This is a genomic window from Psychromonas sp. MME2 (assembly GCF_040566515.1).
GTDB lineage: Bacteria > Pseudomonadota > Gammaproteobacteria > Enterobacterales > Psychromonadaceae > Psychromonas.
The window spans coordinates 648,688-663,537 of sequence record NZ_JBEWXI010000002.1 but is presented as its reverse complement, the minus strand read 5'-3'; the positions used below and the strand labels follow the sequence as shown (position 1 = coordinate 663,537).

General features: G+C 40.0%; 14 protein-coding genes and 2 pseudogenes. 2 read left to right on the top strand and 14 right to left on the bottom strand.

The window, feature by feature from the left end; translation table 11 throughout:
- Positions 1 to 5: 5 nt before the first annotated feature.
- The 14 genes and pseudogenes from AB1A03_RS03415 to gspC form a co-directional block, all read right to left on the bottom strand.
- Entirely contained in the window at positions 6 to 641 is a 636-nt protein-coding gene (locus tag AB1A03_RS03415) for an SCO family protein (protein ID WP_354623171.1), read from the bottom strand.
- 3 nt (positions 642 to 644) lie between these two features.
- Positions 645 to 1,276: pseudogene (gene lexA / locus AB1A03_RS03410) on the bottom strand (transcriptional repressor LexA).
- 387 nt (positions 1,277 to 1,663) lie between these two features.
- Positions 1,664 to 2,413 (bottom strand): type II secretion system protein N, encoded by a 750-nt coding sequence (locus tag AB1A03_RS03405; protein WP_354623170.1) that lies wholly within the window; start codon positions 2,411 to 2,413, stop codon positions 1,664 to 1,666.
- Between the two features lie 25 nt (positions 2,414 to 2,438).
- Positions 2,439 to 2,921, bottom strand: a complete 483-nt coding sequence (locus AB1A03_RS03400; RefSeq protein ID WP_354623169.1) for a type II secretion system protein M — start codon at positions 2,919 to 2,921, stop codon at positions 2,439 to 2,441.
- Positions 2,921 to 4,117 (bottom strand): type II secretion system protein GspL, encoded by a 1,197-nt coding sequence (gene gspL / locus AB1A03_RS03395; protein WP_354623168.1) that lies wholly within the window; start codon positions 4,115 to 4,117, stop codon positions 2,921 to 2,923. The genes AB1A03_RS03400 and gspL overlap by 1 nt, the downstream gene beginning before the upstream one ends.
- A 33-nt stretch (positions 4,118 to 4,150) precedes the next feature.
- Positions 4,151 to 5,152, bottom strand: coding sequence for a type II secretion system minor pseudopilin GspK (gspK, locus tag AB1A03_RS03390; protein WP_354623471.1), 1,002 nt, complete (start codon positions 5,150 to 5,152; stop codon positions 4,151 to 4,153).
- Between the two features lie 2 nt (positions 5,153 to 5,154).
- On the bottom strand, positions 5,155 to 5,790 hold the full coding sequence (gene gspJ, locus AB1A03_RS03385) for a type II secretion system minor pseudopilin GspJ (RefSeq protein ID WP_354623167.1): 636 nt from the start codon (positions 5,788 to 5,790) through the stop codon (positions 5,155 to 5,157).
- Complete coding sequence (gene gspI, locus AB1A03_RS03380; RefSeq protein WP_354623166.1) at positions 5,780 to 6,142, bottom strand: type II secretion system minor pseudopilin GspI; 363 nt, start codon at positions 6,140 to 6,142, stop codon at positions 5,780 to 5,782. The genes gspJ and gspI overlap by 11 nt, the downstream gene beginning before the upstream one ends.
- Positions 6,139 to 6,735 carry a type II secretion system minor pseudopilin GspH gene (gspH, locus tag AB1A03_RS03375; protein WP_354623165.1) on the bottom strand — a complete coding sequence of 199 codons (597 nt, stop codon included), beginning with the start codon at positions 6,733 to 6,735 and terminating at the stop codon, positions 6,139 to 6,141. The genes gspI and gspH overlap by 4 nt, the downstream gene beginning before the upstream one ends.
- Positions 6,736 to 6,758: 23 nt before the next feature.
- Entirely contained in the window at positions 6,759 to 7,190 is a 432-nt protein-coding gene (gene gspG, locus AB1A03_RS03370) for a type II secretion system major pseudopilin GspG (protein ID WP_354623164.1), read from the bottom strand.
- Between the two features lie 68 nt (positions 7,191 to 7,258).
- Positions 7,259 to 8,473, bottom strand: coding sequence for a type II secretion system inner membrane protein GspF (gene gspF / locus AB1A03_RS03365; protein ID WP_354623163.1), 1,215 nt, complete (start codon positions 8,471 to 8,473; stop codon positions 7,259 to 7,261).
- Position 8,474: 1 nt separating this feature from the next.
- Positions 8,475 to 9,995, bottom strand: coding sequence for a type II secretion system ATPase GspE (gene gspE, locus AB1A03_RS03360; RefSeq protein ID WP_354623162.1), 1,521 nt, complete (start codon positions 9,993 to 9,995; stop codon positions 8,475 to 8,477).
- A gap of 70 nt (positions 9,996 to 10,065) precedes the next feature.
- Positions 10,066 to 11,938 (bottom strand): annotated as a pseudogene (gene gspD, locus AB1A03_RS17305) (type II secretion system secretin GspD).
- 212 nt (positions 11,939 to 12,150) lie between these two features.
- On the bottom strand, positions 12,151 to 13,029 hold the full coding sequence (gene gspC, locus AB1A03_RS03345; protein ID WP_354623158.1) for a type II secretion system protein GspC: 879 nt from the start codon (positions 13,027 to 13,029) through the stop codon (positions 12,151 to 12,153).
- 334 nt (positions 13,030 to 13,363) lie between these two features.
- Between gspC and hslR the strand changes: the two genes are divergently transcribed.
- Both hslR and hslO read left to right on the top strand, forming a co-directional pair.
- Positions 13,364 to 13,768, top strand: a complete 405-nt coding sequence (gene hslR / locus AB1A03_RS03340) for a ribosome-associated heat shock protein Hsp15 (protein WP_354623157.1) — start codon at positions 13,364 to 13,366, stop codon at positions 13,766 to 13,768.
- Between the two features lie 26 nt (positions 13,769 to 13,794).
- Positions 13,795 to 14,655 (top strand): Hsp33 family molecular chaperone HslO, encoded by an 861-nt coding sequence (gene hslO / locus AB1A03_RS03335; RefSeq protein ID WP_354623155.1) that lies wholly within the window; start codon positions 13,795 to 13,797, stop codon positions 14,653 to 14,655.
- Positions 14,656 to 14,850 lie beyond the last annotated feature (195 nt).

The window sequence follows — 14,850 nt, the reverse complement described above, 5'->3', positions numbered from 1 at the left end:
GGTGACTACCACTGTTGCTGAAAGCGATGAATATGGTCAACCATTGCATCCATATCAACGTGCGCAATCCCTTGCTCATTCACCCCCGCCTTAAAGGTCGCATGATGCTCGCCATTGGGGTTAATAAGTACCAAAGAAGCACTATGGTCAATCAAATAAAAGGGACCTTCATATCCTTCATCAACTATGCTATAGACTAAACCAAGCGCTTGTGTAAAGGGGATAAGTTGTTCATGAGTGCTACTTAATGCGATAAAGTTCGGATTAAAATAATGAATATAATCAGCGAGGTGGGCCGCTTTATCGCGATTGGGATCAACGGAAATAAAAACAATTTGAGTCTGACTACCTTGCGCTTCGACCAATTTAGGATAGATACGATCGAGGTCTGCTAATGTTGTCGGACAAATGTCGGGACAAAAAGTATAACCGATAAAAAAAAGCGTCCATTTATCCGCTAACTCGTTATTAGAAAAAAATCCACCCGATGAAGCAGTAAATGAAAAGGGAGGAACTCGTTTTCCTTTTTCCTGCAACTCAACATCTGCATTAGATGTCGTTATTAAATAACTTTGAAGACCACCAGCAATACAGCTAGCAATCAACAAAACCGCTACAAAAAAAATCATCCCTAATTTCATTTTCTACATCCAGTCACTATTACGGATCACGCCTACAGCGATACCTTCGATTGCAAACGGCTGATATTGTAAATCTACTTTAATGGGATCAAATAAGCTATTTTCCGCTTTTAATAGCACTTGATCTCCTTCACGATAAAAACGCTTTACAGTAACATCGTCTTCCACCCGGGCAACGACGACTTGGCCATTTTTAATATCTTGCGTTTTATGCACAGCCAGTAGATCACCATCCATAATGCCAATGTCTTTCATACTCTCACCTTGTACCCGCAACAGGAAATTGGCCTGAGGATGAAACAAAGAAGGATCTACATTGTAATGCGCTTCAACGTGCTCCTGTGCAAGAATAGGTTCACCCGCGGCAACTAGACCGATTAAAGGTAATCCCTGACTTCGTACTCGGTGGGGTCGGCTTTATCTTCGCCTAAAATGCGAATACCCCGAGAAGTTCCCGATAATATTTCAATAGCCCCTTTACGAGCGAGGGCTTTGAGATGCTCTTCTGCGGCATTTGCACTGCGAAATCCCAGCATTTTAGCTAATTCAACACGCGTCGGAGGCATACCCGTTTTATTGATACAATCTTTAATAACCGCCAAAACTTCGCTCTGACGTTTAGTTAGCTCTTTCATAAATCACCTATGAACTGTAAATAATAACAGTGTATATCTATACCCATGATACTTCAAGAAGCAAAGTCAATAAGAACAAGCGTAGCGAGATGCGAGGCATACAATTGAAGTCTCATTATTTTTCATGCAAAAATAATTTATACCAATCGGATTAAATATGTTATCTAAATTTTGCGCAGAAAAATGGCTTAATTTGAGGCGAAAGTTGACGCAAATGGTTGTTACCTTTGCGAAACTTACAACAAAAAAGTAAGTTATTTTAACCAGTAAAATAATAGATAACAGCGTTGCATTCAATCGTAATAGCGCGCTATTACTCAATCATGCGCCTTGTTCTCCATCATTTTTCCTCAACAAGCTATGACCATAGTATTATCCGAATTGGTATTACAACTTGCCCTTAAAGTTAATAATGGTTGCACCTTCACTATTTTTACCGCCAAGCCAAGATAAAGCATTTTTAATAGCAGGGGCAACGGATGGTGACTCTTTTATTGAACCTTGCAAATGGTAAGCGTTCCCCTCCTGTAATAAAAAGTTCAGCGAGCTATTCATCTGTTTTGACAGTTGTTTTAAATCTGCATTAATATTGCCATCAACACAGCTTAAATTGACATCTACCGTTTGCAGATCAACATTGCCTGCCTTGCTAATTATATTGGCATCTCGCCAAATCAGATAGCCATCAAGTTGCTCACAATAGGCATTACCTTGTGTGGCATGATTAATCAATAAAGAGATCGAACCATTAATATCCACTGGAACAGGTAAGGAGATATATGAAAGCAATTCAGGGGCGGTTAAATCTACCATTAGATTTTCAGCAAACAATCCACCAACACCCCAACCAATCATTCCCTCGCCAGAGACACCATTTGGGTTATAAAATTGTAGCGCGACTTTCACCTGCAGTTTAAGTAACGCAGCCCAGTCAAACTGCCATTTTACATTTTCTAGCTTATATTTTTTTTGTACTAAAATTTGCTTCGCTTTACCATGCCAAATCGCCCCCTGTGCATTATCAACCGTCACGTTTGCATTGGTCGGAATAAAATTCGCAACCGTTGCCGCTGGGAGAGTTAGCAATAGGGAAAGTACATAGAAAAAAATAAATAATAAAATAAGTTTAATTTTCATAGATGGAAACGTCTCTTTGCTTGCCCTAATAACTTACTAATAAACGGTTGATTTTAACTTTACCTGAATCATCCAAACTGGTGACATCGCTTTTCATAACGACTACCCCATAGCGGTTATTTAACTCAGTTAGCCAAGCAATGAAGCGATCAAATGCTACATCATCAATCCACACTTCGACTTCATCCTTTTTATTTACTATACGCGAAAATTCAATGCCATATTGCTTAGCGCTCACATTAAGCACATTGCTTAAACTTGCTTTACGCAGGGGCTTACTGCTTTCACCCATCCCTGCTTGCACTAATTCCGAGGACTTGTCTTCCACCCAACGTAGTGTCTGCTGGGTACGCTGCAACTGCATTTCACTTTCATCTAATTGTTTATTTAATGGCTGCCACCCGCCCCAATAGACCATGGCAACGAGTAAAAACACGGCACTTAACAATGATAATTGTTGTTCGCGTTGAGAAATGCTCTGCCACCATGCTTGAAATCTTTCTAACATTATTTTTTCCTTATGGTCAGCAAACCGCTAACACGATCTTTGCTACTATTTAATGCGCCCTGCTGAACATCAAAATGTTTCGGCAATGAGTTACTAAATTTTTCGAATGCTTGGAAATTATTCGCTGATATTTGTAAATGAAGCTCATTTTTACTCGCATCAAACTTCAAACTATTGGTTTGAAGCTCTGAATTTGCAGCAAATGCTGGCACCAATTCATTAAGCATGAGTAAGAATTGAGAATCGTCACTGCCACCCTGAGTTTCATTAAGCATGCTCTTAATTTTTTTCTTGATACGGGTATATTGCAATTTATTTTGTAAAGGGAATGCTTTTTGGTAGACCACTTCAACCTGCTGCTTCACATTTTGTATCTGTTTTTCTATGTGTAGATAGTGCAAATAACGATTCGTCGCCACCAAGACAAATAAAAATCCTGCCATAATGGCTGCTATTCGCCATTTTTTTAAATGTTTATTCGGTGGCTTTTTAGGTGAGAATTCCCCACTGAGCAAATTAATCTTATTGTTTAAAGTTCCATTTACAAGCAGTTCCATGGGTAACATCGGCGGAGCCTCAAGCCACTCTGCTAATGTTATTTCAGGTCGAGGGCTATAACTGGTAATTTGTTGACTTGCTGCTTGGCATTTACTCTCTAAAAGGATCTCAAGCATACTGCTGTCACAAGCCCATGCGTGATATGGGTCCTCTCGTATTAACCATTGATCATCTAATTGCAGCGCTTGCCATGTTTGGTCATTACCAATCGGCAATGCTAACCCCTCAGGAATAAATTGTTGGCAATTAATTTGCGCGGCGGATAACCAACTTAACCAATCCTCTATTTTGCGTTTATTACAGATAGCAACGGTGACTAAATCCGTTTGCTTCGCGAGCACGGAAAAATGCAAACGCTCAACATCTGTCGCCAATTCTTCTTCAACAATATAGGGCAACGCCTGCTGCATTTGACGATTAAAAGTACCATTAATCTTAATGTCCTTGATATACACATCAACGCTTGGTAATAAACAGATAACTTTGCGCTGTTGTGCTTTCTCCGTTAATAAATCTAGCTGCTTAGCGGTGTCGACTTGCCCAGAGGCAATAATCTCATTTTCACTGTCAGACCATATTAGCCAATGATTTTTTTGCGAAGCTGTACTTGCTAAGCGAATAATTAATCGTTCCGTCACTGACAATCTCCATCTCTTTTAATTACACTTGCCTTAATCACTAATATTACCCCCACTAAAGCCGCCGGACTGGTAACGGATCACGTTTGCTTTTTTATCTTTCATCTGAAATAAAATTTTAATCGCCAAAAGTCGCTCTTCATATTCAACCACCCCATTCAGTTGAAAAAAATCACTGGAAACTGAAAGTTGACCTTTTTGTTTTTCAGAGATGGCAACCCCATTAAATAGATCCATCGCGAAAAAATCACTAATATTATTCCAGCCACTGATTGGTCTATCTTCTAAGAGCTGCTTAAAATCAGAAATGGTAAAATCATGATCTGGTTTAAATAGCGCATATAAAATTTCAGGATGGTCAAGACTAACCGTATTCACATTTATATTTTGTTCATTTGCTGGAATTGCGCATAAATAAGGTGCAATTTTTTCATAGATATTTTTACTCACCCCCTGTACAGAGCGAAGCTCAGTAAGGTCGACCATAAAATTATTAGCCGCCAAAAGTGGAACGGCAAGTCCTTGATAATGACTATCCTCCGCCCCCTGTAAAGCACTCGCTTGATCATCACTATCAATCCAATCACGTGTTGATTGAGCTATCATCTCGGCACTATAATCATTTAAGCCAATCGCCTCTAATAATGATTGAAACTGGCGCACTCCTAAAGCAGTGATGTTGTTTTTATCCTGTTCTGCAAGTGAATTAATATTGAAACAGCTACGTAAATCTTTAATTTCTCCAGCAAAATTACCGTTTTCAAGTGGAAATATCATACCGGGCGTCGCCCAAATTTGATCGAGACTAATAACGTCACTGTCACCAATATCTTGATTTAAAATCATCGTCCCTAAGCTAATGGCGGATTGCCCATACCAGTAGGCTTTTTGTGAAAAAGCGAGCCCTTCGGTGCGTTTCAAACTTAATGTTAAGCGACCTGTCATTGTTGCTGCGATGGTCACCATTATCGCTAAAATCAACAAGACGGTAATCAACGCAATGCCATTTTGCTTTCCCTTACCAACAGCCGTCATGATCACAACACCTCCCCAGCTGCGATAATAAATGTTCGGTGAAGTTCCCCGTAATGCTTGCTAGTAAAGCTAATTTCAATCCCTTGGGGTAGCTTCTTACTATCATTCCAACTGTTTTGCCAACCAGAGAGCCAAAAACGAAAGCTAAGTGTTTCAATATCCTCTAATAAAACTTGTACTTCCGGCTCCTGTCCTGCAACGATATCGGGATGAAGAAAGTATAAACGTTGTAATTGCCCCTCTTGCAAGCGATAGCGTACGCGTAAAATATTTGAACGGGGCAATAACCCCAGCGGATTCTGCCACCCTAAACGATTGAATTCGATACCTTGATCATCGGATTCAAATAACGATTTAGCAGCTCGAATGACATATAACGTCTCCTCTATATTTCCATCATCTCGGGAAGTGCGAGCCACTATCTGACTAAAATCCTGCTCAATAATTAACATTGCCCGTTGCAATTGTGTTAATGAATCGCTGTGTTCTTTGCTAATTTGTCCGCTTTCAATCACGCCTTTCAGCACTTGGTATGCGGTTAGACTTAACAGTGCAAAAATGGCAATAGCAATTAAGACCTCGAGTAATGTAAAGCCTTGATTTACTCTGCGAGATAAAATATGTCGCTTATTTTGCAAGGTAAGTCCTAATATCTGCTAATACGGGGCCATCTAATTTTTCACTCGCCTCGATATCTAAAGCAATAAAATTGCTATCACCAGTTTGTACACCCTGATAACGGATATACCAAGTGCAATCGGCAAGCTCTTGCGTATCGGATTGCCAACTACTTGAGGGCCATTTTTTTTGTAATTTAAGCTCGACTAAATAGTTGCTTGCAGCCCACAGTGCAAAGGTTTTATCCTGAAGATAGGCTTGGTTATTTAATGATTCCGAAGCCGATTTCATCACCGCTAAACCTGCCGTTGCCAAAATCACTAGGGCGAGCATCACTTCTAGTAAGGTCATTCCTCGATTTACTTTTTTCATGGCTTGACTAACTCGGAAAAAGTAATCGCACCACTCATGCTAACTGAAACAGTTAACGTCTCTTTTTTATGCTCTCCATCGTAGGCAGAAAAAGTCAATGTAAAGGGGGTAACCTCACCACTAGACATAACATAAACCTGAGGATTCAAGGAAACGACGCTCGGCTCTCCTATATCAACATCGACTAGATATGTATCGTCTATAAAATCATCGTTATCTTGCGTTTCCACTTCATCCCAAACGGATCCCGATAAGGCATACTCAATCTCTATCGATTCAGGCAGAGAAAAAATGCTCTGGATCTGTTTACTTACAATCGGTAACCACTTTTTGCTTTGATAATCATAGAAAGCAAATTGATAGCGATTATTATCCGTAAACAACAAACCCAATTCGACACCGGAAATCATCGCTTCATCTTCAGCAAACTGTAATAGGGTACTAAAACGTTGTGCTTGCCATTGGACGCTCTGTTCTGAAGTTAAATTACTCGGTATGGTCATGACAACGCCAACCGATATCATTCCCATTAGTAATAAAACCAGCATCACTTCGAGTAACGTGAAGCCTTGCTGGTTATTCTTCTTATTCACACCAATAAACACTGAGTTACAGTCTATTCTTTACCATCAAGATTCCAGTTACCAATATCATCATCAGTCCCCTCTTCACCATCAGGCCCAACGGATAAAATATCAATTTTACCGTTTTCACCAGGGCTATTTAAGATGTAATCATTACCCCATGGATCCTGTGGTAAACGTTTGATATAACCATCTTCACGATAGTTACGTGGCTCAGGAGAACTAGTTGGTTTTTCTCGCAATGCTTCTAACCCTTGCTCTGTCGTTGGATAAACACTGTTATCTAATCGATACATATCCAAGGCGTTCTCTAAAGCAATAACATCTGAGATTACTTTTTGGCGATCAGCTTTATCTTTATTGCCCATTAAGTTCGGCACAACCATTGAAGCTAATACACCTAAAATAACAATTACCACCATGATTTCTAGTAAGGTAAAACCTTTTTGCAGTGAACTTTTCATTATATTCCCCTTAAGTTTCTAATTATAAATTTTTCTTGTTTGAGACACTTAAGCATATCACCTTGATGTTAACCAGCAACGATATTATTAAGCTCTAAAATAGGTTGTAAAATAGCGGCAACAATAAACAAAACAACGCCTGCCATTGAGATAACTAATGCGGGTTCAAACACCCCTAATGCAATGGTTACCTGTGCCGAGAACTGTTTATCTTGGTTATCCGCTGAGCGTTCCAGCATATTACCCAATTCCCCACTACGTTCGCCACTGCTTATCATATGTAACATCATCGGAGGGAATAGCTTAGTACTTTCTAATGCCCGCCCAAGACTAACCCCCTCTCGCACTCGTTCACTTGCTTCACCGACTTGTTGGCGAATATAAAGGTTACTTAATACCTGTCCGGCAATGGTTAATGCTTCAAGAAGCGGTACAGCACTGCTATTTAAAATACTCAAAGTGCGCGCAAAGCGGGCTGTATTGAGTTCATTGGCAACATTTCCAATAACAGGAATGGTAAGCAGTTTCTTATCAAATAGAAGTTGATTAGCGGGTTTCTTTAACCATTGCTTAAAGGCAAACAGAGCCACAATAATAAATAACACCAAATAGAGGCCATAGGCACTTAATAAATCGCTACTGGCGATTAAAAATCGTGTAGAAGCCGGTAAATCCGCGCCCATATGTTCAAACTGTCCGACAACTTGAGGTACCACGGAGGTTAGCAAAATAGCCACTACTGAAATGGCCACTAAGGTTAATACTGTAGGATAAATTAAAGCCTGCATCATTTTGCTTTTCATCTCTTGGCGTTGCTCGGCGTAATCCGCCAAACGCTCTAAGACCTTATCAAGGTGCCCCGATTTTTCGCCAGCGGCAACCATAGCACAAAATAAATCATCAAAAATAAGCGGAAAAGCGCGCATACTATCTGCTAAATTATGCCCCTCAATAACACCACCACGAACCGCGGCTAACATGGCTTTTATTTTCGGCTTGTCACATTGCTCTGCAACCGCATACAAACACTCTTCAATGGGAATAGCGGAAGCAACTAATGTAGATAGTTGACGAGTGATTAATGCCAAATCAGCAGTTTTAATTTTACTACTAAATAATGATGTTGAATTTTTGGAGCTTTTATTTGCAACAGCTTCAACCGTCAAAGGGGTTAAACCTGACTGACGTAATTGTTGACGAAGCAAACGCGCTGAATCCGCTTCTAATGTCCCTTTTTTGGGTTTTCCCCGTGCATCAATTGCTTTATAAGAGAAAGTCGCCACGCTAATCTCCTCTGGTCACACGTAAAATCTCTTCAAGGGTCGTTTCACCACGCAATACTTTAGCTAAACCATCATCTCGAATACTCGCCGTATGCTGACGAATCACTTTTTCAACGGCCTGCTCACCAGCTCCCGTATGAATTAATTCTCTAACATTATCGTCAACGACTAACAGTTCATGTATTCCCGTTCTTCCTTTGTAACCTGTTTGATTGCACTGCGGACATCCAACCGGGCGATAAACAACTGCTTGCTCATTTTCGCCAAGGCCTAAGATCTGTTTCTCTCTATCGGTGCAATTATGCGGCACTTTACAGCTTGAGCATAGACGACGCACTAAACGTTGTGCGAGCACTCCCAACAGACTCGATGAGAGCAAAAATGGCTCGACTCCCATATCTCGCAAACGCGTTACCGCACCAACGGCACTATTCGTATGTAATGTTGAAAAAACGAGATGCCCTGTTAAACTTGCCTGTACTGCTATTTCCGCAGTTTCTAGATCACGAATTTCACCTATCATTACCACATCAGGATCCTGACGTAAAATGGCACGCAAACCTCGCGCAAAGGTCATATCGACTTTGCTGTTTACCTGTGTTTGTCCAATACCACTAATAGCGTATTCAATTGGATCTTCTACGGTGAGAATGTTGCGATCTTTAGAGTTGATTTCTAATAATCCGGCATATAAAGTCGTACTTTTACCCGACCCCGTTGGCCCAGTGACTAAAACAATACCATGGGGTTTGTGGATAAGCTCTTGTAGTAGTTTATGATTTTTGTTGGTCATACCCAGTGTAGCAAGGTCTAATTTTATCGCATTTTTATCCAATAGACGTAGCACCACACGTTCACCATGGCTTGCAGGCATCGTTGATACACGTACATCTACTGCTCGCCCACCGATTCGAAGTGAAATACGACCATCTTGAGGGACACGTTTTTCTGCAATATCAAGCTTCGCCATTACTTTAATACGCGACACTAATAATGCAGCGAGTTTACGCTGCGGTTTTAAAATCTCACGTAATACACCATCGATACGAAAACGAATAACCAGTGAATTTTCAAAGGTTTCTATATGAATGTCTGAGGCTTCCTCTTTAATCGCCTCCCCCAACATCGCATTGATCAATTTAATGATGGGGGCATCATCTTCCGTCTCTAAAAGATCTTCATCCTTAGGCAACTCCTCCGCCAGGGTAAAAAAGTCATCGCTACCAATGTCTTCCATTAATTGCTGTGCTTCCGATGAAGAAGACTGATAGGCAATGGTCACTAAACTTTCAAAGTGTTCATTATCCACTTTTTTTAAGGTAAACGGATGCCCAATGACACGACGCACTTCTAATAATAGATCCGCGCTAGGAAGAAGTTTATAACAAAGCTCCGTTGCATGGTCTGAAAATCCCATTACTAACCCATACTTTTTAGAGAAAGTAAAAGGTAACTGCCCTCGAGGTGTAAACTCAACCGCCTCTTCATCAGTCACTGGTGCATTTACATTCAGCTCATCCATTACTTATCTTCCTGCGCCGACCTGTCCATTTCTTGTAGCTCTTTTTTAACTTTACGTAAACCTTCTTTATTCATAAAACTCTCAATATTAATTTCATGACTTTCCCCCACGCAGGTAATACTGGCGCTAAGCTGTTTGGCATTAAATTAATACCGCGATCTCGCTCCCCCATTTGCACTTCACGGATTAGACTATATTTACGAGTACTCAAATTATTCATCGTTTGATCATCACGTATAATCGTTGCACGTATAAAGATCATTAAGTTACGTTTCTCGGTACTACTTTTAGTTGAACGAAATAGTTGCCCCAAGTAGGGGATATCACCCAGTAATGGTACTTTATCAACAGTTTCATTAACGGATTCATTTATTAAACCACCAATAATGACCGTTTCCCCTGATTTAGCGAGCACCGTTGTTTTTACGGCTCGTGTTGCGAATATAACATCGACCGAGGTTTGCCCTTTGATGTTTGAAACCTCTTGCTCAATCACCATTTGCACTGCATCACCTTCATTGATTTGCGGTGTTACATTCAGTTTTACACCAATCTCTTTACGTTCAATGGTTTGGAATGGATTATCATTGTTTGAACTAGCAGCAGAGCCAGTAAGAACAGGTACTTCATCACCAACAATAAAGCTCGCTTCTTGGTTATCTAAGGTTGTCAGGCTCGGTGTTGCAAGAATGTTAGAGTTGCTACTCGTACTGATAGCCTGCAATAAAACCCCCCAATCAGAACCGGTAATGCCGATGATTCCACCTGATAGTTTGTTGAGTACGTTTAGTGCAGCCTCATTATCACTACTATCATCATTGATTGCAGCAATCACTTCGCCTGTACTCACGCCATTGTCATTAAATGATGTGCCACCAGAACTCGTCGCAAATTGTGTACTAAGCTTGATACCGTCAGCCTCCGAGACTTCCACAATAATCGCCTCAACTAAAACCTGTGCACGGCGAATATCAAGTTGACGAATAATGCTCCCCAAGGATGCCATTAATGCAGGTTGCGCAGAGACAACAATGGCATTGGTGCCTTCATGAGATTCAATACTCAAATCCGTTCCAGTTTTACTATTCGATTGTCCCGTTGCCTTTTCAAGGTTTTTACTTACCCCTTTTAATACATCAACCACCTCTTTGGCTTTCGCGTATTTGAGATAAAAAACACGCGTATTACCGTCATTTTTCAACTCTTCATCGAGCGATTTAACCAATGCCACAATGCGTGTCCGAGTTTGGGGTTCCGCTTATTATCAGTGAGTTGGTTCGTTCATCAGCCACTAAGCGCGGCTCTAAAATACTCGGCGTGTTACTTTTCGAACCCGCTGCAGGCTTTTGAATGGCGGTAATTGTTTTTACCATTTCTAATGCACTGGCGTATTTTAACCTAACAATATCAACTTCTTGGTCGCCCGCTTTATCAACCCGCTGAATGATTTTCACTAAACGATTGACCACTGCAGCACGGCCAGTGAGCATAATTATATTAGAGGGATCATAATGCACAACATTACCACCACCGGCATTATCGTTAAGTTGACGCAACAAAGGGGCTAACTCACGCACGGAAACATTAAGAACAGGTACAACACGCGTCACCATCTCATCGCCACTAAGCATACCGTCATCAACAACGGGAATGGCCGATGTTTTCGCATCCTTTGATTTGATAACTTTGATAATATTGTTTGGCATAGTTACAACGGCAAAACCATACACTTCTAACACATTTAAGAAAAAGTGATAATATTGCTGTTCGTTCAATAAATCATAACTACGTACATTGATATTACCTCGTACCGCAGGATCTAAGATAATCGTCTTATTTAAATTTTTACCAACGATATTAATAAATTCTTTAATATCAGCATTTTTAAAGCTCGCAGAATATTCTGTTGCTAATACCGATTCACTCACCAAGCCGTGAATCATAAAAGCACACAAACTAATTTGCAGAAGTTTGCTTAACTGCTTTTTTATCCTTAAAAACATCATATTAACTAACACTCCATGATTTTCTGTGATGAATCTGAATGATTATTCATAATGCGACAGATCAATATTATTTCATATACCCATATTACGTCTTGCTCTGCTATCTGAACTAGCATCTGACAATGCAGCTTGAGGTTATATGGGCATAACTATGGAACAGTGAAATATATTTCATGCAACTCGCCCCCTCTTTCTACTGTTAGGGTGATTTCACTCATTGTAGGAAGCATTTTCATTAGCCCCAAAGCTTCTTGCATATCCGTTAAATCAACACCATTTACTTCAACTGCAAGATTGCCACTTTGTAAACCAGCTTCTTCAAATAAATCTTTGTCTTTACCAGGAGAAACACGGTACCCTTTAATTTCATTATCTTCACGAACGGGAGATATTTGAATATAGTCTGTTATTTTCCCAGGATCTTTTAGCAGAGCCTCCCTATCGATGGAAATCGTTTTCACTTCAGACTTACTACGATTACTGGAAATTTTAGCAGAAGGCGCAGATACCACGGCCCCATGCTCTTGCTGTTTTTGCTCTAACATTTCGACGCCATCTAACATTAACGTTTGTAATTCGCCATCAACATCAAGCAAAACCCGGTCTTGATGTATCTTAGAAATTTTAGCTTTCGTCCCCTCAATAATAGAGTCAATAAAATAACTATCTTGTGCATTCTGATAAACAATAATTGCACTGGAATATAATGGGTTACTGGCTGAAACCACGCCGACTAATGTTAAATTTAACTTGGTTTTAGGCGCATCCCGGACTTCTTCTGTAGGTTTGATCTTTTCTTCTGCAATCGCCACCTTACCAAAAAGGTGCAGCCCTTGTAGTTGAACGGTTGAAACTTTATTATCCACAGTTGCGCTTGTTACCAGCGGCGCAATCCATTGCGATTGCGGCTCTTTTTGTGGCAATAGCGACCATGTTAATAGCGCAATTTGATACGCAATCAATGCAGATAAAATAATCAGTACGGGCTTAAATGCCTTTTGTAATATAATTGATAATGGAACGACCATGCTGCCTGCTTAATTTTAGTTCAATATGCCACTAAACTCAGTAAGCATATTAACGAAGTATTTGAGCATGCTACAATAGCCATCTAATTGCGACAAGTATAGAGTTACAATTCTGCGCTATATCGCTCGTGAGTGAACAATAAACCCCCTTGAGGATTGACATTAAAGAAAAAACACGAATCAAAAACAACCCAAGCAAAACATTTGATTCGATATTTACTGCGGGTTTGGCAAGGCAATTTGCTATACTCGCTACCATGTTGTCATAAATAAACATCGTTTGTCTTCATCAAAATATCAAACTTAATTCAAACGCATAAAAAGAAGAGTGAAAATGACAGATAAAAAGATTCGCTTAGATAAATGGTTATGGGCTGCTCGTTTTTATAAGACACGTAGTATCGCCCGAGAAATGGTTCAAGGTGGTAAAGTTCATTATAACGGTCAACGCAGTAAAGCGAGTAAAATAGTCGAAATAGGTGCAATTCTATCTATTCGTCAGGGCGATATAATCAAACAAGTCCGCATTGAGGTTTTATCTGAGCAGCGCTGCGGTGCCCCTATTGCGGAGACGCTGTATAATGAAACTCAAGAAAGTATCAGCAAACGAGAACAATACCAAACACTACGTAAACTAAGTTTACAAAATGCCCCTCATCCGGATCGTAAACCAAACAAGAAAGAGCGTAGAGAGTTAATACAGGCAAAAACACAGCGTAATAGCGCAAATTACGATTAAATTAAATAGAGCAGAGAGATAAAGATATGAGTGATCAATTACAACGATTCATTTTTGATGATTACCAAATTCGCGGCGAAATTGCCCATGCAGATAATAGCTTCCATGAAATAATCAAAAACCACCACTACGGCGCAGAAGTAGAAAACATTATTGGTGAGCTTGCAATTGCAACCAGCCTATTGACGGCAACATTAAAATTTGAAGGTGTAATCGCAGTACAAATACAAGGCGATGGCCCCTTAAAGTTTGCAGTGGTGAATGGCAATAAAGATTTACAGTTACGCGGTGCAGCACGAGTTGAAGGTGAAACGACAGGTCTTTCCTTTAAAGAATTAGTGGGTAAAGGCCATTTGGTGATAACAATTACACCGGATAATGGCGAACGCTATCAAGGCATTGTAGAGCTTAATAATGATTCGCTTAGTAGTTGCCTAGAAGCGTACTTTAAACAATCTGAACAATTACCAACCTGTATTATTCTCCATGCAAGCAATACTGATGAAACAAAAGCTGCCGGACTATTAATTCAAACACTACCTGCGGTGGATGAAAATCACCAAGCACAATTCCAGCATGTCACAACATTAGCAGCAACAATAACAGCCGAAGAGTTATTTAACTTAAACAATGAAGCGCTACTATATCGTTTATACCATGAAGAAAAAGTGCGCTTATTTGAACCTGACAGTATCTCTTTTAAATGTAACTGTTCACAGGAACGTTGTTTATCATCGCTTGCTTCTATTGCGCCAGAAGAGATACGCGAGATGTTACATGAAAATGGCGCCATTGATATGCACTGTGAATACTGCGGCAGCGATTACCATTTTGAACTAAATGACTTACAAATATTGCTAAACGATCAACACAATACCGAACATTAGTGCCACAATCAGGTACACGCAAGTGTACCTATACCGCCTAGTTATTAGCATAATCTCTTGGTTAACATAATAGCAACCAGCAATAAATTTCATGACAATGCGCACAGCAATGACATATTTTATACCTTTACTTCGATTATTTGAACTAGATCTCCGATGTGATTTTATTAATCCCCTACTCTAAATATTGGCATT